Source organism: Mesorhizobium sp. ISC25 (assembly GCF_042295465.1).
Classification (GTDB): Bacteria; Pseudomonadota; Alphaproteobacteria; order Rhizobiales; family Rhizobiaceae; genus Mesorhizobium.
This window is the reverse complement of the sequence record NZ_CP135441.1, coordinates 732,562-757,101: the sequence shown is the minus strand read 5'-3', so window position 1 is coordinate 757,101 and position 24,540 is coordinate 732,562. Positions and strand designations below refer to the sequence as shown.

The following is a 24,540-nucleotide window of genomic DNA, read 5'->3' as shown; positions in this document are numbered from 1 at the left end:
TCCCTTTCCTGTGCCGGGCATCTGGCTCGGCGCCTGCGTGAAATGCCGATTCAATTCTTGACTCGAATGATCATGTTATCTAGCAGTGCAATACAGGAGTAAATGAGTCAACATTTAAGACGCCGGACGCGATGAAAAATGCCAGCGAGCCCCAAGCCAGCCAGCAGCGAACATGGATTCTTGGAGTTGCAGCATGGGGTTGGCGAATTGGGGACGGCCGGCGGGCAGCGGTCTGGCACACTGGTCGACGGCAAGCAAAATGGGGTCTATGGCAAGCAAAATGGCCGCGTTGCTGGCCGGCGCGGCGGCGATCCCGCTGCTCGCCACACCGGCCGGCGCCCAGCAGGCCGCCCAACCGGCAGCCGACCAGCAGCAGACTGACCCGTCTCAACAGCCCGAAAAGGTAAAGCCGGCCCCGGCGGGTACCACGCTGCTCGACAAGATCCTGATCCTCAGCCGTACCGGCGAGACGGCGATCGAGTCGCTTGCTTCAGCCAGCCATGTCGACGAGGAACAGCTCGAGCGCCGCATGGCGACGACGCCCAACGAAATGCTGTTCGGTGTGCCGGGTGTCGCCGTCCAGGCCGACGCAAGGCGTGTCAGTTCCAGCATCAACATCCGCGGCCTGCAGGACTTCGGCCGCGTCTCCGTCATCGTCGACGGTGCCCGCCAGAATTTCCAGCGCTCGGATCATGGCACGCAATCGACCTTCTACATTGATCCCGAATTGATCAAATCCGTCGACGTGATCCGCGGCCCGGTCGCCAACACCTACGGCTCCGGAGCGATCGGTGGCGTCGTCTTTTTCGACACCAAGGATGCTCAGGATTTCCTCAAGCCGGACGAGATCTGGGCGGCATCAGCGACCGGACGTTATGAAACCAACGGTGAAGGCTGGAGCACCAGCGCCACCGGCGCCTATCGGATCAACGAGAACTGGGACGTGCTCGGCAACATCGTCTACCGCAACTATGACGACTACAAGCATGGCGGCGGCGACACTGTAGCGGGCACTGGCTTCGACGTCTTGAGCGGCCTGCTCAAGACGACCATCCGCCCCAGCGAAAACAGCGAGCTGAAGCTCGGCTGGATCGGCTCGAACGACGGATGGACCGAGACAAGCGGCAGTACGCCGGTGAACGACGCCGACCTGAAGGCGAATACCTTCACGGCCCGCTACAACATCACCGACGAGGACAAGAGCTGGCTCGATCTCCACATCAACGCCTCGTACAACAAGACCAAGCTCGATCTGACGACCCTTGTCGCGCAAAACCGGTTTGATCCGGTCACCGGTCTGCCTGTGGTTCTGCCGGCGGGTTCGAAATCGACGTTCGACATCGGCACCTCCGGCATCGACATTTGGAACACGTCGAGATTCGAGACCGGCGGCTTTGCGCATGAGCTGACCTATGGCGGCGACTGGGTTGGCGACGATGTCGAGACAGGCGGCACGGCGGGCGGCGATAGTTTCTACACGCCCTCGGGCGATAGAAACGTCTCCGGCGCTTACGTTCAGGACAAGCTCACCTGGGACTGGCTCGAGGTCATCGCCGGACTGCGTTACGACAGCTACAAGCTCGACAGCGATGTCGGCGAAACCTCTGGCAACCGGCTGTCGCCACGCATCACAGTAGGCGTTTCGCCCTTCGAAACCGCCAGCCTTTCCGGGCTGCAATTCTACGGCACCTACGCTGAAGGCTATCGTTCTCCGTCGCTGTCGGAGACCCTGATCAGCGGCAACCATCCAGCCGGCGTCAGCTTCCCGTTCCTCCCCAATCCCAATCTCAAGCCCGAAACCGGCAAGACCGTGGAAATCGGCGTCAATTACAGCACCAACGGTGTCATTGAGGCCGACGACGCGCTGCGGCTGAAGGCGGCCTATTTCAACAACAATGTCGACGATTACATCGACGGCGTAACGCTATCGGCGTTCGACCCGACCAGCGGCTGCCCGTTCGGTCCGGGCATCCCGATCTGCTTCCAGTATCAGAATTTCGCCAAGGCCAAGATCCACGGCTTCGAGATGGAGGGCGTCTATGACGCAGCGTGGGGCTTTGCCGGCCTTTCCGCCTCGTTCACCGATGGCCACACAATTTCCTATGAAGGCGAACGGGCGGACCTTGTCACCGTCCCCTCCTCCCAGGTCACCGGGCAACTCGGCTTTCGCTTCCTTGAGGACAGGCTGACCATCGGCGGTGAGGTGCAATACAACGGCAAGCCGCAGGGCAACGCGGTGGCCAAGGACTATACGCTGGTCAATGCCTTCGCCAGCTACCAGGCGATCGACAATTTCAAGGTCGATTTCCGCGCCGACAATCTGTTCGACGTCAAATATGCCAACCCGCTGAACGCGTCGACCACGAGTGTCGTCTACGAGCCCGGCGTTACGCTGAAGCTGGCGGCGACCATGAGGTTTGGAGGCTGACGATGATGCAAGGCGTGACAGCACCCCTTCGTCTGTTCGCCGCTGTGTTGGCAATGTCGCTTGCGGCAGCTCAGGCGTGGACACAACAGCAAGCGCCGGCGCTGATCCTCGAGCTGAACGGCGCACAGCCATCCGACAAGGGCTGCCGCCTGACCTTCGTGGTCACCAACAATCTCGGCGCCGGTCTTTCCAAGGCGGCGTTCGAGATCGCATTGTTCAACGAGGCCGGCGTCGTCGATCGGCTGACCGTGCTCGATTTCAAGGAGCTGCCGGCAGGCAAGACCAAGGTGACGCGTTTCGACCTTGCCGGCACCGATTGCGGCAAGGTCAGCCGCGTGTTGATCAACAGCGCCACGGAATGCGCCGGTGCCGAGCCAAATGCCTGCATGCGCGGGCTGAAGACGCAGACCAGGACCGGCATCGCCTTCGGGGTCTGAATTTGGGACTGGAACCCGCATTCGCGCGAAACACCGTGGCGTGGCCGCTAGCCGGTTTCCTGCCGCCGGAACCGGACGATCCGGATTTCGCCATCCCGCGCGGGGCGCTGCGTGTTTCGCCGCGCGACAGGCCGGAAGACAGTTACATCGCCGATGCGGACGGCGACTTGCCTACGGTGCCTGGGGAGCCATCGCGGCAGGCACGACAGAAGCAGCGGCGCCGCACCTGGACGGTGGCGATCGCCTGCTCTTGCGCATTCCACGTAGCAGTGGCGCTGGCCTTTCTCACGCTGCCGGACGACCGGCCAAGGATCGAAGGTGCCGACCAGCAAGGCGAAATGCTCTTCGGCGCCGACCCGCAGCAGGCGGCCGGCGATGCCGCAGACGACCCGGAAGTGACCAACATAACGATGGTGACCATGCTCGACGCCAGGCCCGTCGAAACGGTCGAGGCACAGGCGACCGCGGCCGAGGAGACGCTCCAGCCGGTCACTGACGCGGCCGAAGCATTGGGAACAGAAGTGGTCGAGCCGGTCAGCGAGGCCGCCACGGAAACTGCTGCCCTTGCCGATCCCACCGAGCCAGCACCTGCCCAAGCCGTCCAGCCTGCCCGCCAGCACCCATCGCCCGACATCCTTGCGATCGACAGGCTGGTGCCCACTGACGACAAGGCCGTGCCGCCGCCAGTCAGCGCGGTCGAAACTGCCGAGCCTGCCGAGACAGATGCACCAGCACCAGCCGACCCGGCGCCGGCCGAAACAGTTCAGACGACCGAGACAGTCGGCGCGGCGGAAGAACCGAAGCCGGACAGGCCGGAGCCCAAGCAGCCGAAGAAGGCAACCGCTAAGAACAAGCCGGCCAGGAAGGCCGAACCAAACGAGCCTGAAAAGCCGGCCCTGCGCAAGAAGGCGGGCAAGGCACTTGCCAAAGCCGATTCCAAGAAGAGAAAGACCGGCTCCGGCGGCCGTGACGAAACGGATGTCGCGCGCGGCACGGCCGACGGCAGGAAGGACGGCAAGATCCTGACCGCCAGCAGGGGCGGCAAATCAGGCGTCGGCAATGCAGCCGTCACGAATTATCCCGGCAAGATCCGATCAAAGCTGGTGCGGGCCTTCAATTCGACACGCACGCGCGCCACCGGCACAGCTACGGTTGCCTTTACTGTCGCTTCGAACGGCAACGTCCGGTCAGCCAGGCTGACGGGCAGTTCGGGTGTTGCCGCGCTGGACAAGGCCGCACTCGACGCAGTCCGCCGGGCTTCTCCGTTTCCCCCGATTCCAGACGGAGCCGGTCGCTCGTCCTGGCAATTCCAGGTGCCGCTCGGTATCAGGTAAGATCGTCCCCATGCGGGCACCAAAGTCGGCGCCGCCCCTGCCCGCGATGAGCGAGCCGTAGCGAAACCCTCAGGCCGCAGCCAGCAGGCTGGCGTTGCCGCCCGCCGCCGTGGTGTCGACGCAGACGGCGCGCTCGTGCGCATAGGCGGCCGGATAATAGACTTCGCTGACCAGCGGCACGATCGGGCCGGCGCGCTCGGCGATGACCTTGCGCACGATGCGCGCGGCCTCGGGCGTGCCGGAAAAGGCGACGACATCGACCCGCAGCGAGCGCGCTTCGACCGGGTCCGGTCTGCCGTCGATGGCCGCCAGCGGCAGGCCCTTGCCAGTAAGCGCCGATAGCGCCGCCGGCGCGCCGGGGGCGACGGCGAGCACCGCATTACCGGCGGCCAGCGCCTGGATCGTCTGAGCAAGCAGCGTATCCGCGTCGGGACCGAGGCACAGCACGCGGCCGCGCGGCGACAGCGACAGCGTGTTGGCCTCGCCGGTCGGCCCGGGCAGGTCGACCTGGCCGAAATCGATCGCGGCTGCAGTGCCGATGGCTGCGGCACCCTTGCCGCGCAGATGTTTCCTCAGGATGGCGACACGATCCGGACGCGTCGACCAGCCGCCAAACGCCGGATCCGGCAGATTGTCGGCGAGCTCGGTCGCCGTCACCTTGCGGCCTTCGGCGAGATGGGTGCCGGCCTCCGGTCCCTTGCGGAAGCGCCGGAGATAATGCGGGCCGCCGGCCTTCGGCCCGGTGCCGGAAAGCCCCTCGCCGCCGAACGGCTGCGCGCCGACGACGGCGCCGATCTGGTTGCGGTTGACGTAGATGTTGCCGGCATGGATGCCGTCGACGAAATGCTGGGCGCGGCCTTCGATACGGGTGTGCAGGCCGAAGGTCAGGCCGTAGCCCTTGCGGTTGATCGCGGCGATCACAGCATCGATCTCGTCGGCATCGAAGGTGGCGACATGCAGCACCGGCCCGAACACCTCGCGCTCCAACTCCTCGATGCCCTTGACCCGAAAGACGTGCGGCGCGACAAAGCGGCCGTCCTTCGGCGCTTCGAGCTTGGCAATCAGCCGGCCCTGCAGGCCCATTTTGGTGCAATAGTCGCGGATCGACGCTTGCGCCTCGTCATCGATGACCGGGCCGACGTCGGTCGAGATCCGCCAGGGGTCGCCGAGGCTGAGCGCTTCCATCGCGCCCTTCAGCATCTCAAGCATCTTCTTCTCGACGTCCTTCTGCAAGTAGAGCATGCGCAATGCCGAGCAGCGCTGGCCGGCGCTCTGGAATGCGGAGGCGAGGATGTCGCGCACCGCCTGTTCGGGAAGTGCGGTGGAATCGACGATCATGGCGTTGAGGCCGCCGGTCTCGGCAATCAGCATGGCGTCAGGCGCGGCGGTGTCGGCGAGCTGCTTTTCGATCAGCTTGGCGACCTCGGTCGAGCCGGTGAAGCAGACGCCGGCAATGCGCGGATCGGCGGTCAGCGGGCCGCCGACCGTGGGGCCGTCGCCGGGCAGAAGCTGGATGATGTCTTCCGGCACGCCGGCCTCGCGCAGCAGCTGGACAGCGCGGAAGGCGATCAGCGGCGTCTGTTCGGCAGGCTTGGCGATGACGGAATTGCCGGTGACGAGCGCTGCTGCGATCTGCCCGGTGAAGATGGCCAGCGGAAAATTCCACGGCGAGATGCAGGCAATGGCGCCGCGCGCCTCCGTTCCAGCTTCGGCATTGGCGGCCTCGGCAGCATAGTAGCGCAGGAAATCGACCGCCTCACGCACCTCGGCGACGCCGTCGGCCAATGACTTGCCGGCCTCGCGGGCGGCCAGCGCGAAGAACTCGACGGCGTTCGCCTCATAGAGATCGGCCGCCCGGTTGAGAATGGCAGCGCGCTCGGCGACCGGGCGTCTTGCCCATGCCGGTTGTGCTTCGACGGCGATGCGCACGGCGGTCTCGACCTGCTTGGCGCCGGCCTCGCTGACCGTGCCGACCACTTCTGAAGGTTTTGCCGGATTGACGACCGGACGCTGCTTGCCGTAGCCGGCGGCGCGGCTGACCGGCTTGGCGTGCCAGCGGTCCGGCCCGGCGAACTCGGCCCTGGCCTTGTCGATCGCCGCGAGCGTCAGCGTGTCGGTGATGTCGAAACCCTTGGAATTGCGCCGGCCGGGGCCAAAGATCGCCGACGGCGGCACGATCGCCGGATTGGCGGCGGGGCCTTGTTTCTCCACCGTCTCGAGCGGGTCGCGGGCGATGTCCTCGGGCTCGACCTCCTCGTCGGTGAGCTGGTGGACAAAGGAGGAGTTGGCGCCGTTTTCGAGCAGCCGGCGGACCAGGTAGGCGAGCAGGTCGGAATGAGCGCCGACCGGCGCATAGATGCGGCAGCGCGTGCCTTCGGCCTTGCGCACCGTCTCGTGCAGAGCTTCGCCCATGCCATGCAGCCGCTGGAACTCGAATGTATCGCGCTCCGTCGTCATCGACAGGATGGCGGCGACGGTGTGGGCGTTGTGGGTGGCGAATTGCGGGTAGATGCGGTCGGTCATCGACAAGAGCTTCTTCGCGCAGGCCAGGTAGGAGACGTCGGTGTTGGCCTTGCGGGTAAAGACCGGATAGCCGTCGAGCCCGAGCGTCTGCGCCCGCTTGACCTCGGTGTCCCAATAGGCGCCCTTGACCAGCCGCACCATGATGCTGCGGTCGTATTTCCTCGCCAGTTCGTAGAGCCAGTCGATGACGAAGGCGGCGCGCGGGCCATAGGCCTGCACGACGACGCCAAAGCCGTTCCAGCCGGCAAGCTCCGGTTCGGCCAGCACGCGCTCGATGACGTCGAGCGACAAATCGAGACGGTCGGCTTCCTCGGCGTCGATGTTGAGCCCCATGCGCGAATGGCGCGCCGCCAGCGCCAGCGACAGCAGCCGCTCGGCCATGACGGGCAGCATCTTTTCCTTCTGCGTCACTTCATAGCGCGGATGCAGCGCCGACAGTTTTACCGAGATGCCGTGATTCTGGCGGATGTCGGGGCCGTTGGCGCCGGCATCGAGCGACGAGATGGCGTCGGCATAGGCCTTGAGATAGCGCAGGGCGTCGGCCTCGGTGCGGGCCGCTTCGCCCAGCATATCGAAGGAATAGAGGTAGCCCTTCTGCGTCATCGGCCGGCCGCGCTTGACGGCCTCGGCAATCGTGCGGCCGAGCACGAACTGCTCGCCCATTTCACGCATGGCGGCGGCGACCGCCTTGCGGATGACCGGCTCGCCCAGCCGGCGCACCATGGCGCGCAGCGTGCCTTCGATGCCGCCCTCGCCTTCGTCGAGCACCCGGCCTGTCAGCATCAGCGCCCAGGTCGACGCATTGATGAAGATCGAGCTCGAGCCGCCTGAATGCGCCGACCAGTCATGCGGCGCGATCTTATCGGCGATGAGGTCGTCCATCGTCTCGGTGTCGGGCACCCGCAGCAGCGCTTCGGCCAGGCACATCAGCGCGACGCCCTCCTTGGTGGAAAGGCCGTAGGCGGACAGAAAGACCTCCATCAGCCGCGGATCGGACGAGCCGCGCACCGCCCGCACCAGGTCGGCGGCGCGGGCCGAGATCGCCTTTCGGTCTTTCCCCGAGAGCCCCGTCGCCTCGGCCAGCCGCTTCACCGCCTGGTCTTCGTCGGGCAAATAATTGGCACGGATCTGCTGGCGGATGGTGTCGAGCGCTGGCATGGCGGTCCTGTAGAGCGAGCATAAGAGAGCGGGCCGGCCGTTACCGGACCGAATGGCGCAAGCTAACATAAGTAGGGAGTCCAGTCGGTCCAAAGAAATCGACAGGACAGGTCGATTGATCTATCATTAGGACGGATAACCTCCAATTCGACCAGGAATCCGATGGCAGAAGACCAATTGGACCGGATCGACAGGAACATCCTGTTGGCCCTGGGCAGCAATGGCCGGCTTTCTATGTCGGAACTGGCGGCGAAAGTCGGCCTGTCGAAGACGCCGGTGCAGGCACGGGTGAAGCGGCTGGAGAAGGACGGCTTTATCAGGGGCTACCAGGCGATCATCGACCGTGAGCGCATGGGCGAAGGCCATGTCGCCTTCGTCCAGGTGAAACTGTCCGACACCCGCTCGGCCGCGCTCGACGCCTTCAACCGCGCCGTGCAGGCGGTGCCGGAGATCGAGCAGTGCCATATGATGGCGTCGAGCTTCGACTATCTCCTGAAAGTCCGCACTACCGACATCGCCGCCTATCGCCTCGTGCTCGGCGAGCGCATCTCCGCCCTGCCGAACGTCGCCCAGACCTCGACGTTTGTCGCGATGGAGACGGTGAAGGACCGGTGAGTATCTCTGCATACAGACCGATGTCAGCGGCCGATCCAACGCTGGCGATTAGCCTATCCCCACCATCCCTTCGTCATCCCAGGGTCTGCGCCGCGTCGCTTCGCTCCTTGCTCCGCCCTGGGATGACGAAGTGGAGGGATGTCTCAGCTAATCTCGAGGCTTTGTGATTGCCACCTTTTTAATTTGCTTCAAGTCGGGAAAGTCGAAATCTATCTTCACGTCCCGGCAAACCCAACCTCACTCCGCCACCGTCTTCAAAAACGCCACGAGCGCCGCGCGTTCGCGATCCGAAAGCTGCAGCGGATGGATCTCGGATGTGCCTTCGACACTTGCCGGCGCCTTGGAATAATGCGCCACCACCTCGTCCAGCGAGGAAAACTGCCCGGCATGCATGTAGGGCGACCGGGTGGCCGCGCCCCGCAGCGATGGCGTCTTGTACGCGCGGACGAGTTCCGGCCCGGCCTTGACCATGAAGCGCAGCTCGCGGCAGGCGGTGGCATCGCCGTCGCGAAAGGCGCCGAAACAGTTGAACGGATCGGCCTCGACCTGCGCCACCGCGTCGACGCGGCCGCGATCCGGCGGCAGGCCTGCGACCGGCGGCACGCCGGTGTTGTGGAAGCTGCCGTCCGTAAAACGCGGGCCGTTGTGGCAGGTCACGCAATTGGCCTTGCCGATGAACAGCTTCAGGCCGAGGATTTCCTCCGGCGAAAAGGCGGCGTCGCCTTTCGGCTCGGCGCCCGCAGCCAGGTCGATGGCAAAGCGGTCGAAGCGCGTCTGCGGCGGCGCGATCGAGCGCTCGAAGGCGGCGATCGCCTTGCCGATATTGGCAAAGACGCGGTTGACCTCCTCGGCTTGGCTGGCGGGCATGGCGTTCCAGGCCGCCTTCTCGGCATCGGTGCCGAGCGGGCTGGCATCGGCCGGCACGCCCGAAAGGTCGGGCAGCGGCCCGAAGATGCGCTCGTAACGCTCGCCGAAGCGGGCCTTGATGTAATGCGCGAAGGCGGCGCGGTTGCCGGCCTGCTCCAGCGGATTTTCGAGCGGTGTCAGCGCTTGCGCCCACAGGCTGTCGCGCCGCCCGTCCCAGAAGAACCAGGGATCATGCGCGACGCCGGCCAACGGCATGGTACGACGGTTGGTGCGGCCGACGCCGACCGCTTGCGGCAGGTCGTCCTGGAATTGGCGGTCGATCTTGTGGCAGGTCGAGCACGATACCGTGCCGTCGCCGCTCATCCCGGTGTCGAAGAACAGCGTCGAGCCGAGTGCCGCGGCGGCCGGCACATCGGCGACGCGATTGGTGGTGTCGCGCTTCAGCGGCGGCAGCTTGGACAGGGCCAGCGAGGCGACGGTCTGCTTCTCGGCGTCGGAAAACTGCGGCCTGCCGCAGCCGGCGAGCACGGCCACCATCACCAACGCGAGAAGACTGGAAAACCGGCCCATCAGTGGCTCACAGCACCACGTTGAAGACGACAGTGTCCGAACCGGCAGCGGCGGAAATGGCAAAATGCAACTGCCACCACCCGCTCATCGTGAATTTCACGCCGTCGATGCGATAGCGCCCCTCGCCGAGGTAATCGGTCGCCTGCGGGCTGGTCGGCAGACCGTGCTTGTGCTGCGGCATGCCGCCGGAAATCGTTATCGCAGCACCTTCCACCGGCGCACCCTCGACGGTTTTCAGCGTCAGCAGCCAGGATTCCAGTTCGCCCTGCCGGATGACGCCCTTCTCGGGCTCGAAAGTCGCCACGAACAGCTTGTTCGCTGTCGTCTTGGAACGGCCTACGTCCGAGCTTGGTTGCGGCGCATGCGGCGCCGTCAGATAGACGATTGCCAGCACGCCGGCGAGCAAGGTAGCCAAGCCGAGGCCTCCAAGAAGATAACGCCATAACGATGCCAAACCTATTCCTGTTCTGCGGATAACGTTTCGCTGGGCAGATCGCGTCCCACGCCCCTGTGGGAAATTGCGCCCAGTGCAAGAATCCGCCGTCGCCAAGCATGGCGCTGCCGGCAGCAAAAAGCTACAGCACCGCAATTGCAGGATGGAGGAGTACTTCATGGCAGGAAACGGCATCGCCTCGATCGGCGAGTGCATGCTCGAGCTTTCGGGGCAGGTCGGGCCGAACTGGCGCATGGGCTTTGCCGGCGACACGTTCAACACTTTGTGGGCGCTGCATGCCTTGAGCGGCGAGCGGCCGGCGACCTATGTGTCGGCCTTCGGCGACGACCCGTTCTCACGGGACCAGATCAAGTTCCTGGCCGAGAACGGCATCGGCATCGGCGCCAGCCCGGTGATAGCGGGCGCCCGCCCCGGCCTCTATGCGATCACGCTGACCGGCGCCGAACGTTCTTTCACCTATTGGCGGGCCGATGCGGCCGCAAGGCAGTTGGCTTCGGACCCAGCCGCTTTGCAGAAAAGCCTTGAAAACCAGGCGCTTGTCTATTTTTCCGGAATTACTTTGGCAATCCTCGACGAGGATGCACGCAAGGTACTGCTAACGGCCGTGGCCAAGGCGCGCGCGGCCGGCTCGCTGATCGCCTTCGATCCCAACTACCGGCTGCGGCTGTGGCGCCGGCGCGAGGAAGCGCAGGCCGCGATCCTCGAGGCGCTCGCCGTCGCCGACATCGCACTACCCACCTTTCCCGATGAGCAGATGCTGTTTGGTGATACGACACCGCAGGAAACAGCCGAACGGCTGCGAAAGCTGGTCGGCGAAGTCGTCGTCAAGAACGGCGAGGAACCGGCGCTGATCGCGCAAAACGGAACCTTGCAATCGATTCCGGCGGTACACGTCGCCACCCCGGTCGACACCACCGGCGCCGGCGACTCCTTCAACGGCGCCTATCTCGCCGCTCGCCTTGCCGGCCATGCCCCGGCAGAAGCCGTGCTGCGCGCCCATCGCGTCGCCGCCGCCGTCGTGCAGGTGCGTGGCGCGCTGGCGCCGTTCGAGACGCTGAGGGCTGCGTTCGAGGCAACTGCTATCTGACCTTGATGACGACCTTGCCCTTGGCGCGTCCTGTTTCGACATAGGCCAGAGCGTCATTGGTCGCTTCGAATGGAAAAACCCGATCCACAACCGGGCGGATCGCGCCGCCTTCGATGAGGGAGGTGATTTTGCTCAGCTGATCGCCCTGCGCCCACATGAAGAGGAACGAAAACTGCACGCCGCGGCGCTTGGCTTTGGCCCGAATTCCGCGACTCAGGAAGCGCAGCACCAGCCTCAGCATCAAATTCAGTCCCTTTTCCCTGCCAAATTCGGGATCCGGCGGACCCGAGATGGAGATGAGCTTCCCACCCGGTTTCAGCACGCTCAGGGATTTTTCCAGTGTTTTGGCGTCCTGGCTGTTCAAGACGACATCGTAGCCCGACAGAACTTTCTCGAAGTCGTCTTTCCTGTAGTCGACGACGACGTCGGCGCCGAGACTTTTCACCAGATCGGCACTCGCCGCGCTCGCTGTTGTCGCAACGGTCGCGCCGAGGTGCTTGGCCAACTGAATGGCGAATGTTCCCACGCCGCCGGAACCAGCCTGAATGAAGACCTTCTGTCCCTTCTTCAGGTTTGCCCGTTCGATGAGCGTCTGCCAGGCGGTGAGACCGACCAGGGGAATCGACGCCGCCTCTTCCATGCTGAGATTCGCAGGCTTCAAGGCTACGTCGGCTTCATTGATGGCAATGAATTCGGCGAATGTCCCAATCCGGCCATCGCGCGGCCGCGCATAGACCTCGTCGCCGGCTTTGAACTTGCGGACTTTCGATCCCACGCGAACAACCTTCCCGGCCGCGTCGTGGCCCAGGATGAAGGGCCGGTGATAGGGCAGGATGAGTTTAAATTCTCCGGTTCTGACCTTGGAATCGAGCAGGTTCACCCCTGCGGCATGGACCTCGACCAGAACATCGCTGTCCTGGAGCTCCGGCTCCGGCATTTCGGCCAACCGCAGAATGCCCTTTTTATTATACTTATCGACAACGAATGCCTTCATGGCAGTTACTTTCTAGGAATGTCTGTTGCTGTTCGGGGCGAAACAAGCCGAACGTTTTCAGCTGCATACCCGCCCTGCGGCAAGGCCTCAGCCTCGAGGAAGGACAGGGCTTTCGGGACAAAATCGGCGTAGTTCTGAAATACCCCGCCATGCCCGGCATCCGGATAGACAACCAGATGCGCCCCAGGGATACGCCCGGCGAGATCGTAGGTATTGCTGCTCGGCACCATCCTGTCCTGGTCGCCATTCGCAACCAAAGTGGGAATGCGGATGGTGCTCAGGTCTTGTGGCGCCTGCAGTCCGTAGGCCTTGATCGCCTTGAGTTGCGCGCCGAACGCGCTCAGCGATACCGCCTTGTCCCGGTTATTCCGGCGCTCCTTCAGCCGTCCCAGAAACGCGTTTGCGGCGCGGCGCCCATTCGGCGTCCTTGTGAAGAAGAGATAGTATTTCGGATCCCGCAAAGTCAGTGCGCCCTTGATCATGTCCACGATCGTCAGGGGCGTCACCTTGTCGATGCCTTGCCCACCGGCCGGCCCCGTGCCAGCCAGGATGAGTTTGCGCACAAGCTTGGGCTCGGTCAGCACGATCTCTTGCGCCACGAAGCCGCCGAGTGAAAAGCCGAAGAGATCGACTTCTTCGAACCCCAGCGCCCGGATAAAGGCGACTGCATCCCGCGCCATGCCAGAAATGGTCGACGGAGTTTTGCCACCCGAAGCACCGATGCCACGATTGTCGAAGGCAATCACCCGCCGGGTCGCAGCGAGGCCATCGACGATGCGCGGATCAAAATTGTCCAGCTGAGCAGCCAGATGGTTGAGCAGGATCACCGGCACGCCCGTCCTGGGCCCGAGTTCCCTGTAGGCAAAGGCAGTACCGCCGACATCGACCGAGCGTGTTGGCGCGTCCTGGAACAATGCCGGTGAACGCGGCGACCGATTGGATGTATGTGTCATGCTTGGCGCCTCCGTTTCGTAGGGCCTGGCCAAATGTGTCGTTGTTGCTAGTCGCACGTGCGTGAAATCCTCTGGCTCGCTGTCGTTCATACCGGCAACCGGAACTGCTTGCGCAGGCTCTTGTCGAAAATCCCCGCGGGGGCGAAGCGGCGCAGCAGGCTGACCTGGCGCGCTGCCTTGCCAGCGGTATAACGCCGTCGCGGACTGGCATCGGTCGCCGCCTTGACGACGACATTCGCCACCACTTCCGGCCGATCGGCTATCGGCATCACATCGCCCAGCAGCGCCTTGAGCCCGGCTCGAGCCCGATCGTATTCCTTCAACAGCAAATCCGGCTCGATGCCGTTCTGGTCGAAGACGGTGCGGACGAATGCCGGCTCGATGACGGAAACGCGGACGTTGAAGGCACGCACCTCGTGGTCGAGCGATTCCGAATAGCCTTCGAGCGCGTGCTTGACCGCCGAGTAATGAGCTGAGTATGGCGCGGGTACCAGTCCCAGAATCGAGCCGATATTGATGATGCGCCCTTCGCCGCCCGCCGCATCGACGGCAATACCGCATTGGTCATCCGCATGACGCCGAACAGATTGACGTCGAACAGCGCTTGTACCTGTGCGACGGAGGATTCCTCGGCGCCTCCTAGCAGGCCGACACCGGCATTGTTGACCAGGAGGTCGATCCGGCCGGTCTGCGCGAGCACGGTGGCAACGAGCGCATTGACGGCCGCATCATCGGTCACGTCGCATGCCAGCATGGTCACTCCATTTGGGCTATTACTGGTCTTGCGGCGACTTGTCCCGAAGACAGTGAACCCCGCCCGCGCCAAGGCCTCGGCGCTGGCGCGGCCGATGCCGGAGGAGGCTCCGGTCACGATTGCGGTTTTTTCAGAATTCCCATTCATTTTTGATGTTCCAGGTTCGAGAGGTCTAGCTTATTTCCACGAATTGAATTATGGTCGTAATATCAGATTATGGGCATAATGCAATAGCAGGACAGGAAAGAAAGACCATGCGCTACGAAAAGGGCCGAAAAGACGCGTCACGCAGCCGGATCATGGAGGTCGCCGCCGAACGTTTTCGATCTGACGGCATCGCGGCGTCCGGCCTGGCGACCATCATGAGCGACGCCGGGCTGACGAACGGCGCCTTCTATCCGCACTTCCAGTCCAAGGCGGAGCTCGTCCGTGAAAGCGTGGCGGCGGCGTTGGACGCGCAGTCGCATCAAGTGCAGGAAGCGTTGGACGCCGGCGGCCCGGAAATGGCCATAGAGGCCTATCTATCGGCCGAGCACCGGGACAATCCTGGAAAGGGCTGCGCTTCGGCCGCGTTGTTGCCGGAAATAGCGCGGCAGCCGCCTGAAACGCGGGCCCTCTACGCCGAGCGCGTTCAATCCCTGGTGCGCCAGATAGCTGAAGCTCTGCCGCAGACCAATGATCCAGAAGGCGCTGCGTTGGGCATGTTTGCAACGCTCATCGGCACGCTTCAACTCGCGCGCGCCGTGGAAGGGACGGAATTATCGGATCGCATCCTAGCGGCGGGAGCTGCTGCCGCAAAGGCGCTGATCCGGCCGGTTCAAGACGAGGTGGCCTCCTGAGGGCAGCCCGGACTATTCGGCCGGCTCGAATCTGCCTTGCACCAAGACTGTCTCCACCGGCCCAAGCGGATTGATGATCCGGCTCTCCAGGACTTCGATAAGTTTGCGTCCAACACCCGCCATATCCACGGAATGAACTCCGATCTTTGCCGGCAGGAAGCGTGCCAGCCGCGTGCTGTCACGGGTGACGATGTGGACGTCGTGGCCTGGTGTAAGACCCCGCTTGCCGAGAGCGTGCAATGCTCCCAGAAGGCCCAGTTCGTTGGCGCACGCCAAGCCCGTCGGCGGATCCGACGACGCCAGCAGGCGATCGAACCAGCCTGCGCTCGATTCCATGGTGAACATGCCATGACCGATCAACGATTGGTCGATCGGAATACCGGCCTCGGCCATTGCCCTTCCATACCCGGAAAGACGCATGGCACTCGCCTGGTCCTCCGGAACGAGAAGTTGCAGCGCAATGCGTCGACAGCCCTTATCCATCAGCCGCCGGGTCGCCTCGTAAGCAATCTGTTCATTGTCGACATCGACATAGGGATACGCGATATCCAGGTCGGTTCTTCCAAACGCGACGAATGGCATGCGTTTATCGAGCAGCAGCTTGACGCGCGGATCAGCCGACACCAGGCGCGTGATGACCAGGCCGTCTGCGCTGCGCGCCTGAAGCTGCCGCTGCACGCTCTCAACGGGATCGTCGTCGGGAGTGGTGGAATAGATGGACAGACTATAACCGGCTTGCCGCGCCGCCAGCGTCATGCCTTCGATTAAAGGAAGCTTCAACAGATCGGACAGATGGTCTCGGGTTTCCATCGGGAGTACGGCCGTCAGCGTCTGCGTTCGACCGGTTTTGAGCGCGCGACCATGATGATTTGGTAAATAGCCGACCCGCTTAGCCGCCTCCTTGACGCGGGCTATGGTCGAGGGCTGCACTTCCGGCCCATCCTTCAGAGCGCGGGATACCGTGGTCACCGAGAGGGAAAGTTCCGCGGCGATCTGCTTTAGATTGGCCATTGTTCGCCCGACTTCATTTGCGAAAGCGCCGGCTGATTTGCTGACCGCCATAACGTTGCCGAATTCGACATCCCGGTCAATCGAAACTCCCGTAGGAAGCAGCTTGACTCCAGCGCATTGAGATGCAATCGTAACGTTACGATTACAAAATAATGGCTCTTTTGAGCGATATTTGATAAAGTTGGGAGGAGAACCTATGTCCTGGCTACGCATTTCCTTAACAGCATTCGCAATCTCGGCTGCCCTGCCCGTCCATGCGCAAACAGTCACCATCACGACCGCAGGTGGCGATTATGGCAATGCCATGAAGGAAGCCATGTGGGGCCCTGCTGCAAAAGAGCTTGGCTATGATGTCCGCGAGGAGACCCTAAGCGACGGCCTGGCCGCCTTGAAGATGCAGGTCACCTCGGGTGCGGTCACGACCGACGTCATTCACCTGGGCTCACCGGAAGGCGCGCAGGCTGCCGCACAGTCGCTGCTTGAGCCACTCGACTACAAGATCATCGATCCGAAATCCGTGCCGGAGGGTGCAAAGTCCGACTACTGCTATCCGTTCGACTCCTATGGCACGGTCATGTCGTGGAACACCAAGACCTATGGCGAGAACCCGCCGAAGACGTGGGCGGAATTCTGGGATGTTGCCAAATTTTCTGGCCGTCGCGCGTTGCGCGCCAATGCGCAAGACTCGATCGAGATCGCGCTTCTCTCCGACGGCGTGGCACCGGCGGACGTCTATTCCGTGCTCAGCACGCCGGAAGGGCTAGAGCGCGCCATCAAGCGGCTTGAAGCGATCAAACCAAACGTCGCCGTGTGGTGGACTTCGGGCGCTCAATCCGCGCAGTTGCTGAAAGACGGTGAAGCGGATTTGGTCATTACCTGGAACGGACGCGCCCAAACCGTGAAAGCAGATGGCGGCGCGGCTGACTACACGTTCAAGGGTTCGGTCATCGGCACGGACTGCCTTGGGGTGCCGAAGGGAGCGCCGAACAAGGAAGCCGCGATGAAGCTCATCGCAGCGATGACGCAACCCGCGCGCGTTGCCAAGCTGACCGATTTCATTGCCTACGGCCCAGTCAATCCTGCGGCATATGAGGGTGGCCTTATTCCCGCGGACCGTCTGAAGACCCTTGCGACCGCGCCTGAAAATGCTGGCACTTCGGTGTTTTCCAATTCAGAATGGTGGGTCAAGAATGGCGAGGCTGCCCAAAGAGCCTTCGATGAAATGATGGCCCGCTGACTTTCAGCTCTGACGCATGTCGCGCAAAAATGTGCAGCGCGCGACAACGACATGCATGAAAACAAGAACCTAAAGCGCGTCGCGTGAAGCCGGTCGAACGCGACGGGCTTCAAGGCTGGAGCACATGATGAAGTCGCTCGCGATCACCATCGAAAGCGTGCACAAGGCTTATGGGTCCTACGTCGCGCTGGACAATGTTTCGCTCGACATTCAGGCTGGCGAATTCCTCACGCTGCTAGGGCCATCGGGATCGGGCAAGACCACTTTACTCATGGCTCTGGCCGGTTTTGTCCGGCCGGATTCCGGTAAACTTTTCTTGGGTGATCGAGACATCACCCGCCTGCCGCCCAACAAACGAGACATTGGCATAGTATTCCAGAATTACGCCTTGTTTCCGCACATGAATGTCCTGGCGAACGTCGCGTACCCGCTGGTGCTGCGCAAGGTACCGAGAGCGGAGGCGCGTCAGCGGGCGCTTGATACCTTGGCCCGCGTGAAGCTGGATGGTCTGGCGGAGCGCAATGTTGCCGCACTATCCGGCGGCCAACGTCAACGGGTGGCATTGGCGCGGGCTATCGTCTTCGAACCGCGCGTGATGTTGATGGACGAGCCGCTGTCGGCGCTCGACAAGAACCTGCGCGAGACCATGCAGTATGAGATCCGGCGTCTGCATGATCATCTACGGATCACCACAATCTATGTAACCCACGACCAGCGCGAAGCGCTGATTATGTCTGACCGGATTGCGGTGATGAATTCTGGCCGCATCCAGCAGATAGATACGCCGCAGCGGATTTATGATCGTCCATCGACCCGCTTCGTCGCGGAGTTCATGGGCGAGGCCAACATTGTGGCCCCGGGCTCGGCACGCAGAATCGACGGCGCCGAAGCATCACGCGAAACTCTGATGATCCGCGCCGAAAGTTTCCATCTTGATGCGAAGCTCGTCGGGGGAGACGGAGTGGCTCTCGAAGGAATACTGCGCGCCAAAGCGTTCCGCGGCGAGAACTGGCTTTTGACGCTGGCGCTTGACGGTGGGCAAGAGGTTCTTGTCTGCATTCCGGCAGCGCTGGCCGGCGGCTGCGCCGAGCTTGCCGCCGGTCAGCGGATGACCGCATATGCCCCAGCAGCGAAGGTTCACGCGATACCGGGAGCGATGGCGTGACCGTCGTCCGGGATCCGGCGCTCGCGGCGGATGCGCGGCGCGAGCGGCGGTTTTTTCTTTCACTTTCGCTCCCGGCGCTGTTCATCGTTGGGCTGGCGGCGATACTGCCCATCCTTTGGATCATCCGGCAATCCTTCCTGACCACCGCGGGTGAGTACACCGTCGGCAATTACCAGAAGGTCCTTTCGAGCGGACTGACGTGGTCGGCGCTCGTCACGACCCTCGAACTATCCTTGGGTACGCTGGCGGCCTGCATTCTTCTCGGCACCCCTCTGGCGCTGGCGCTGGCCAGCGTCAGACCAAGGCTGGCCAACGTGCTCATGGCGTTCGTCATGCTGCCGCTGTGGACCTCCATTCTGGTGCGTACCTATGGTTGGCTCGTGCTCTTGCGGCGCGATGGCCTGATCAACGCGGCTTTGACCGGTTCAGGCCTGACGGCGGAGCCATTGCCGCTCGTGTACAACTTCACGGGAACGCTCATCGGCATGGTGCACTACATGCTGCCACTCTTCCTGCTGCCTGTTTATGCTGCGATGCGCGATATCGACCCAAATCTCATTCGCGCGGCTGCGAGCATGGGAGCCACTCTCAGGCAGGTCGTCCGCACAGTCATTATGCCGCTTTCGGCGAGCGGCATCTTCTCGGGTTCGATCATCGTCCTCATCTACGCCATAGGTTTTTTCATCACGCCGGCGGTGCTTGGCGGCGGCAAGGTAAATCCTCTGTCTACCCGGATCGAGCGTACACTATCGACCTTTCAGGACTGGGGGTCGGCGAGCGTCCTGGGCATTCTGCTCCTCGTTCTTATGGCGCTGATCGGTGTGATGTTGCTGGCGGCACGCCGCCTGGTGGCCCAGAACACGGTGGAAGCCTCCCATGCTTGAAGCCTATCCGCAAAACAGGCTCGCCCGCATTTTGCTCTGGAGCTTTGCCGCTCTTGTCATGGCATTTCTGATGTTGCCGACGCTCGTGGTGGTGCCGCTTTCCTTTTCGGCGTCGAATCTCCTTGAGTTTCCGCCGCACGCCTACTCGTTGCGCTGGTACGAGAACTTCTTCGGCTCGGCAACGTGGATGGCCGCGCTCAGAACGAGTTTGATCCTTGGGACGTTGACGGCGTTGATCGCGGTGCCATTTGCGCTGCTCGCCTGCATTTCGATGAATCGGCTGGGCGGAAAGACCGCTGCGACGATCCAGAGCGTCCTGCTGACCCCCTCGATCACCCCAGGGATCCTGCTTGCGATCGGTCTCTTCTTTGTGTTGGCCGCACAACATCTGATCGGAACGCTATTCGGTGTGCTGGTCGGACATGTGGTGCTGGCCGTTCCGGTCGCCTGCATTGTGTTGCTACCCGCGCTCGCCCGCTTTGACTGGAACCAGGTTCAGGCGGCGCGCAGCCTCGGTGCAAACTGGGCCAGGGCCATTGGCGAAATAATCGTTCCGCAACTTCGGATCAGCTTGCTGTCGGCGACATTGATGGCGTTCCTGACTTCGCTCGACGAGTCTGTGATTTCGATCTTCGTCGCAAGCGGTCGCAACAGCACAATGCCGAAGCTTATGTTCCTGTCGCTGCGCGATCAGATCGATCCGACCATTGCGGCGATCTCGACATTGTGGACCGTCATCGTCGTGGCCGTGGTCCTGATTGTGACCCTTCGGCAAAAATCCTGACCGAGACTGGAAACATGCCCACCAATTACCACGCGGCCGACGATCTGACGGATCATTCGACGGACATCCCTCAGGTAGGGTTGGCCATCATCACCGGGTCGGCAAATTGGGGGCTTGCCTTCCCCGAAGATGTCGAATTCGATGGCGTGCGCACGTTGCGGCGCGACATGAGTTTTGAAACACCTTTCGGTCGTACCGACAACTGGAAGCTGCTCGAGTTCGATGCGTCGATCACAGCCGAAGGGAGAGCGAAGCGCGCTCTGTGCATGTATTCGCACGGCAATCCCCGCGACCGTATCGACCATTCCTGCCATCGCCGCGCGTTCTGGGTGTTGATGCGGGCGGGTGTACGGCAAGTTCTCGCCTGCTCGACTGTGGGCGCCGTCAACAAGGCGATCCAGCCGGGCGACATGGTGGTGGCCGCCGATATCATCGAACTGACGCAGACCCCGTTTTCACTGCTTCCTGACCGCCAGAGCTTTGACTGTTCGGGCAAGCAAATCGTGTGTCCAAGATGTGCGGCGGTTCTGGTCGAAACGGCCCGCCGTCATTGGCCAGCCGAATGCCGCGTTTATGGCATCGAACAGCAGTTGGTGGCTGCCCATTGTTATGGGCCCCGGCTGACAACGCCTGCCGAAGCCTTGGCGTATCGGGGCATGGGGGCGGATGTACTCAACCATTCCATCGCCCCCGAGGCGACCTTGTCGCGCGAGATCGGCGCATGTTTCGTGCCTTGCGCATTCGTGACGGCGGGCTTCAACGACTATATGGATCGCAACCGCCAGAAATTGCTGCAGGAGGACGTGCTGCCCAATCTCTCCATGACAGCCTCGCGGGTCGCGCTGGAGACCGCAGCGCGACTTCCCGCTGACCCGGAATGCTCGTGTCAGGGCTTGAAGTCGCCTCAGCCGAAAGAACGCTCCAGCCGGTTCTGAGATAACCCGCCCGATAGCTGAAGCTCTGCCGCAGACTAGATCGCGCCGGTCATAGAACCATCGCAGCTCCATCAGGCAATCGTCGTCGACCTTGCGCGGCACGTAGTCGAGCGCGTCTCTGAGGAAGTGCACGTAGCAGCGCTGCCAGGCCGTTCGGGCAGCACTTCGCGCATCGCCGCCCTGAGCCCCGGATGGTCGTCGGAGACGACGAACTCGACGCCGGCGAGCCCGCTTGAGCTCTGTCACGAACTCGCGCCGCTGTAGAGCGGGATTGAGATAATTGCTTTCGGTTATCCCGGTAAGCCTCATGGGAGCCGGTTTAGGGCCTCCGCGACTTTTACTCTCAGTTGTGCTTCGTCAAGATAGAATCTAGGATTCTCTCTGATCAAGCTGATATCGGAAGTGTATGAGTCAATGTCAGCAAAGATCTCATCTAGCACCCTAAACTCCTGATCTGGGATGGCTCGCGTCTCATCCTTAAATTTTTTTAAGTAAATTTCTACCAGCTTAGGAGCATCTACTTCCCCTGCGAGAAAGGTTTCAACCAACGCACGGTATTCGCCAGATACGCCGCTCATAGTCCGCCTCGCATTTTTCCGGTCGTCAAGACTATTCTAGCTGCTTGGGACTGAGCTTCCATCCAGACAGGAGATTTCCTGAACTGTCGCGAATGACACTCAAGCCGGTTTGCGGGTCGACGAAGTGCGTTACTGATTGCCCTTGGTAAGTTCCTTGGATGGCCTGCGTCATCTCGGCCTCCTCGCGACGGTCGAGTTGTACGCTTCGGCAGCGGCTCTCCCGCCCTAAGGCAGCCTGAACCGGTATTCCGTCACATGGTGGTAGATCTGGCCCGGCCATAGCGTGGCTTGCGGGAAATACGGCCGGTTCGGCGCATCCGGCCAGATTTGCGGTTCCAGGCAGAAGCCTGAAAACGCCCTGTATTGGCGTCCGCCCAATCCAGGCGAGGACGGCGCCAGATACTGGCCGGTATAGAGCTGGACGCCCGGCTCGGTGGTCCAGAGTTCCATCTCGACGCCGGAATTCGCGCCCTGCGCCCACGACGCCTGCTTCAGCGGCCCGCGCGTCGACGCGAGGCAGAAATTCTGGTCGTAGGGGAGCTGCTCGCCCTCGGTCTCCATGCGCAGCGGCCGCGCCTGGCGAAAATCGAAGGGGGTGCCGTCGACCGGCTTGACCGTGCCTGTCGGGATCAGATCGGCGTCGACCGGCAGATAGGCGCCGGCATTCAGCATCAGCCGGTGGTCGAGAATGTCGCCGGTGCCGCCGTCATCCAGGTTGAAATAGGAATGCTGAGTGAGATTGCAGAGCGTCGGCTCCTCGCAGGTGGCAGTCAGTTCGACGCTGAGTGTGCCGGGGATCTTCAGCCGGTAGGTGCAGGTCACGTCGAGCGCGCCGGGAAAGCCCATCGTGCCATCCGGGTCATGCAGGGTCAGCGTGACAAAATCCCTGCCATGCAGCGAAACCGCCCAGGCACGGCGCGAAAAACCTTGCGAACCGCCATGCAGCGTGTGCTTTTCGAGGAAATTACGCTCGGTCTGGTAGCGTTTGCCGGCAAGCGTGAAGCGGCCGTCGCGGATACGGTTGGCGTAGCGCCCGACGACAGTGCCGAAGAAGGCGGTATCCGTCTCATAGTGCTCGAAACGATCATAGCCGAGCACCAATGGCGCCTCGTGCCCGGCCAGGTGCAGATCCTGGATGATCGCGCCCAGCCCGATGATGTTGGCGGTAAGGCCGCCGCCACGGATGGTGAAGCGGCGGACTTCCTCGCCCGCCTGCGTCGTGCCGAAAACCTCGCCGTCCTTCATCGCCATGCTCGCAAGTTCGTTGCTCGATGCCAGCCTGGCCTTCCGAAGCGGCCCAGGATCGTTTTCGGTTTCTAGAGACCAAGTCCGCCGATGCAGACATATTTGGTGTCGAGATAATCCTCGATGCCCTGATGGCCGCCTTCCTTGCCGAGGCCCGATTCCTTGACGCCGCCGAACGGCGCCTCAGGGGTGGTGATGAGCCCTTCATTGACGCCGACCATGCCGTATTTGAGCCCTTCCATGACCCGGAAGGCGCGGCCGAGATCGCCGGTGTAGAAATAGCAGGCCAGGCCGAACTCAGTGTCGTTGGCGAGTGCCACGGCCTCTTCCTCGGTCTCGAACTTGAACACCGGCGCTACCGGGCCAAAGATCTCTTCCTTCATGAAGCGCATCTTCGGCGTCGCATCGGCGATCACCGTCGGCTGGAAGAACGAGCCGCCGAGCGCGTGGCGCTTGCCGCCGGCGACGACCTTGCCGCCCTTGGCGGTAGCGTCGGCAATCAGCTCCTCGACCTTCTCCACCGCCTTCTCGTCGATCAGCGGCCCCTGCTGGACGCCGTCCTCGAGGCCGGAACCGACCTTCAGCCCGTTGCTCGCAGTGGCCAGCTTTTCGACGAACTGGTCATAGATGCCGGCCTGCACCAGGAAGCGGTTGGTGCAGACACAAGTCTGGCCGGAATTGCGGTATTTGGCGGTGATGGCACCAGCGACGGCGCGGTCGATGTCGGCGTCGTCGAAGACGATGAACGGCGCATTGCCGCCCAGCTCCATCGACACTTTCTTGACGGTGACCGACGACTTCTGGATCAGGATCTTGCCGACCTCGGTCGAGCCGGTGAAGGTGATCTTCTTGACCAGCGGGTTGGCACAGATCTCGTCGCCGATCTCGCCGGCGGCACCGGTCAGGATGTTGATCACGCCCTTCGGGAAGCCGACTTCCTCGGCAAGGGCGCCCCAGGCAAGGCCAGAATAAGGCGTCTGCGACGCCGGCTTGACCACGGCGGTACAGCCGGCGGCAAGCGCCGGACCGAGCTTGCGGGCCAGCATCGAGGATGGGAAATTCCACGGCGTGATGGCGGCGATGACGCCGACCGGTTCCTTGGTCACCAGGATACGGCGGTCCGCCCAGGGCGACGGCACGACGTCGCCATAGGTGCGGCGGCCTTCTTCGGCGAACCACAATATGTAGGACGCGGCCGAACCGATCTCGCCCTTCGATTCGAACAGCGACTTGCCCTGCTCGATAGTCAGCAGTTCGGCCAGCACGTCCTGATTGTCCATCATTGCGTCGTGCAGCTTGCGCAACAGCTTCGAGCGTTCGAGCGCGGTGGTCTTGCGCCATGTCTGGAAGGCTGTGTCCGCGGCTTCGATGGCGCGGCGGGTCTCGGCCTTGCCCGATTTCGGCACGGTGCCGATCTTGAGGCCGGTGGCAGGATTGTTGACGTCGACCGTCTGGCCTGAATCGGCCTGCACCCATTCGCCATTGATGAGATTGGCCTGCCGCATGAAATGGCTGGTTTTCTGAAGCATGATCTCGCCTCCGTTCGGCACCTGGCGGGCCGGTCGCTGATTTCGTGAATGGACGTGCGCGATAGCATCGCTAGAGCCACTGCTCTTAGCCCAGGGCAAGCCCCGCAAGCAATCACAAGATGGCATATAGGGTTTGGGCCAGCCAAAGCGAGAGGGATG

At 62.6% G+C, this 24,540-nt stretch carries 21 protein-coding genes and 2 pseudogenes; 11 read left to right on the top strand and 12 right to left on the bottom strand.

Going from position 1 to position 24,540, the window contains the following annotated elements:
* The first annotated feature begins 280 nt into the window (after positions 1-280).
* Genes RQ479_RS03765 through RQ479_RS03755 form a run of 3 tightly spaced genes read left to right on the top strand, consistent with a single transcriptional unit; the run spans position 281 to position 4,199 of the window.
* A complete protein-coding gene (locus RQ479_RS03765; RefSeq protein ID WP_376704151.1) occupies positions 281-2,428 on the top strand; it encodes a TonB-dependent hemoglobin/transferrin/lactoferrin family receptor in 2,148 nt (715 codons plus the stop codon).
* Positions 2,429-2,433: 5 nt separating this feature from the next.
* On the top strand, positions 2,434-2,865 hold the full coding sequence (locus RQ479_RS03760) for a hypothetical protein (RefSeq protein ID WP_376705860.1): 432 nt from the start codon (positions 2,434-2,436) through the stop codon (positions 2,863-2,865).
* Positions 2,866-2,867: 2 nt separating this feature from the next.
* A complete protein-coding gene (locus RQ479_RS03755) occupies positions 2,868-4,199 on the top strand; it encodes a TonB family protein (RefSeq protein WP_376704150.1) in 1,332 nt (443 codons plus the stop codon).
* Positions 4,200-4,268: 69 nt separating this feature from the next.
* On the opposite strand, the gene putA is transcribed toward RQ479_RS03755, so the two are convergent.
* The gene (gene putA / locus RQ479_RS03750) at positions 4,269-7,880 is read right to left on the bottom strand and encodes a bifunctional proline dehydrogenase/L-glutamate gamma-semialdehyde dehydrogenase PutA (protein ID WP_376704149.1); all 3,612 of its coding nucleotides are present in this window, start codon (positions 7,878-7,880) and stop codon (positions 4,269-4,271) included.
* 162 nt (positions 7,881-8,042) lie between these two features.
* Here putA and RQ479_RS03745 point away from each other — a divergent pair, with 162 nt between their 5' ends.
* Positions 8,043-8,495, top strand: a complete 453-nt coding sequence (locus RQ479_RS03745) for an Lrp/AsnC family transcriptional regulator (RefSeq protein WP_376704148.1) — start codon at positions 8,043-8,045, stop codon at positions 8,493-8,495.
* A gap of 237 nt (positions 8,496-8,732) precedes the next feature.
* On the opposite strand, the gene RQ479_RS03740 is transcribed toward RQ479_RS03745, so the two are convergent.
* Positions 8,733-9,932 (bottom strand): cytochrome-c peroxidase, encoded by a 1,200-nt coding sequence (locus RQ479_RS03740; protein WP_376704147.1) that lies wholly within the window; start codon positions 9,930-9,932, stop codon positions 8,733-8,735.
* Between the two features lie 7 nt (positions 9,933-9,939).
* Positions 9,940-10,386 (bottom strand): FixH family protein, encoded by a 447-nt coding sequence (locus RQ479_RS03735; RefSeq protein WP_376704146.1) that lies wholly within the window; start codon positions 10,384-10,386, stop codon positions 9,940-9,942.
* Between the two features lie 157 nt (positions 10,387-10,543).
* On the opposite strand from RQ479_RS03735, the gene RQ479_RS03730 reads away from it, so the two are divergent.
* The gene (locus RQ479_RS03730; protein ID WP_376704145.1) at positions 10,544-11,473 is read left to right on the top strand and encodes a sugar kinase; all 930 of its coding nucleotides are present in this window, start codon (positions 10,544-10,546) and stop codon (positions 11,471-11,473) included.
* On the opposite strand, the gene RQ479_RS03725 is transcribed toward RQ479_RS03730, so the two are convergent.
* The 3 genes and pseudogenes from RQ479_RS03725 to RQ479_RS03715 all read right to left on the bottom strand — a co-directional run bounded on the left by RQ479_RS03725 (position 11,466) and on the right by RQ479_RS03715 (position 14,321).
* Positions 11,466-12,467, bottom strand: coding sequence for an NADP-dependent oxidoreductase (locus tag RQ479_RS03725; RefSeq protein WP_376704144.1), 1,002 nt, complete (start codon positions 12,465-12,467; stop codon positions 11,466-11,468). The two genes, RQ479_RS03730 and RQ479_RS03725, sit on opposite strands and share 8 nt — an antisense overlap.
* 5 nt (positions 12,468-12,472) lie before the next feature.
* A complete protein-coding gene (locus tag RQ479_RS03720) occupies positions 12,473-13,420 on the bottom strand; it encodes an alpha/beta fold hydrolase (protein ID WP_376704143.1) in 948 nt (315 codons plus the stop codon).
* Between the two features lie 86 nt (positions 13,421-13,506).
* Positions 13,507-14,321, bottom strand: a pseudogene (locus RQ479_RS03715) (oxidoreductase).
* Between the two features lie 107 nt (positions 14,322-14,428).
* Here RQ479_RS03715 and RQ479_RS03710 point away from each other — a divergent pair.
* Positions 14,429-15,013, top strand: coding sequence for a TetR/AcrR family transcriptional regulator (locus RQ479_RS03710; RefSeq protein ID WP_376704142.1), 585 nt, complete (start codon positions 14,429-14,431; stop codon positions 15,011-15,013).
* 12 nt (positions 15,014-15,025) lie between these two features.
* On the opposite strand, the gene RQ479_RS03705 is transcribed toward RQ479_RS03710, so the two are convergent.
* Positions 15,026-16,075, bottom strand: coding sequence for a LacI family DNA-binding transcriptional regulator (locus RQ479_RS03705; protein WP_376704141.1), 1,050 nt, complete (start codon positions 16,073-16,075; stop codon positions 15,026-15,028).
* 145 nt (positions 16,076-16,220) lie between these two features.
* Between RQ479_RS03705 and RQ479_RS03700 the strand changes: the two genes are divergently transcribed.
* The 5 genes from RQ479_RS03700 to RQ479_RS03680 all read left to right on the top strand — a co-directional run bounded on the left by RQ479_RS03700 (position 16,221) and on the right by RQ479_RS03680 (position 21,029).
* Entirely contained in the window at positions 16,221-17,261 is a 1,041-nt protein-coding gene (locus RQ479_RS03700) for an ABC transporter substrate-binding protein (RefSeq protein ID WP_376704140.1), read from the top strand.
* Between the two features lie 127 nt (positions 17,262-17,388).
* Positions 17,389-18,426: an ABC transporter ATP-binding protein gene (locus RQ479_RS03695; protein WP_376704139.1), complete on the top strand. Its 1,038-nt coding sequence runs from the start codon at positions 17,389-17,391 to the stop codon at positions 18,424-18,426.
* Positions 18,423-19,310, top strand: a complete 888-nt coding sequence (locus RQ479_RS03690; protein ID WP_376704138.1) for an ABC transporter permease — start codon at positions 18,423-18,425, stop codon at positions 19,308-19,310. The genes RQ479_RS03695 and RQ479_RS03690 overlap by 4 nt, the downstream gene beginning before the upstream one ends.
* Entirely contained in the window at positions 19,303-20,094 is a 792-nt protein-coding gene (locus tag RQ479_RS03685) for an ABC transporter permease (RefSeq protein WP_376704137.1), read from the top strand. Before RQ479_RS03690 ends, RQ479_RS03685 begins: the two co-directional genes overlap by 8 nt.
* Before the next feature lie 14 nt (positions 20,095-20,108).
* Positions 20,109-21,029: a 5'-methylthioadenosine phosphorylase gene (locus RQ479_RS03680; protein ID WP_376704136.1), complete on the top strand. Its 921-nt coding sequence runs from the start codon at positions 20,109-20,111 to the stop codon at positions 21,027-21,029.
* Positions 21,030-21,065: 36 nt separating this feature from the next.
* Here RQ479_RS03680 and RQ479_RS03675 read toward each other — a convergent pair.
* The 5 genes and pseudogenes from RQ479_RS03675 to RQ479_RS03655 all read right to left on the bottom strand — a co-directional run.
* Positions 21,066-21,259 (bottom strand): annotated as a pseudogene (locus RQ479_RS03675) (transposase); the annotation flags it as partial.
* Between the two features lie 75 nt (positions 21,260-21,334).
* On the bottom strand, positions 21,335-21,607 hold the full coding sequence (locus RQ479_RS03670) for a colicin immunity domain-containing protein (protein WP_376704135.1): 273 nt from the start codon (positions 21,605-21,607) through the stop codon (positions 21,335-21,337).
* A 31-nt stretch (positions 21,608-21,638) separates the two neighbouring features.
* Positions 21,639-21,779 carry a colicin D domain-containing protein gene (locus tag RQ479_RS03665; RefSeq protein ID WP_352665985.1) on the bottom strand — a complete coding sequence of 47 codons (141 nt, stop codon included), beginning with the start codon at positions 21,777-21,779 and terminating at the stop codon, positions 21,639-21,641.
* Positions 21,780-21,832: 53 nt separating this feature from the next.
* Positions 21,833-22,858, bottom strand: coding sequence for an aldose epimerase family protein (locus tag RQ479_RS03660; protein WP_292659711.1), 1,026 nt, complete (start codon positions 22,856-22,858; stop codon positions 21,833-21,835).
* Between the two features lie 65 nt (positions 22,859-22,923).
* The gene (locus RQ479_RS03655) at positions 22,924-24,381 is read right to left on the bottom strand and encodes an NAD-dependent succinate-semialdehyde dehydrogenase (RefSeq protein ID WP_376704134.1); all 1,458 of its coding nucleotides are present in this window, start codon (positions 24,379-24,381) and stop codon (positions 22,924-22,926) included.
* Between the last annotated feature and the right edge of the window lie 159 nt (positions 24,382-24,540).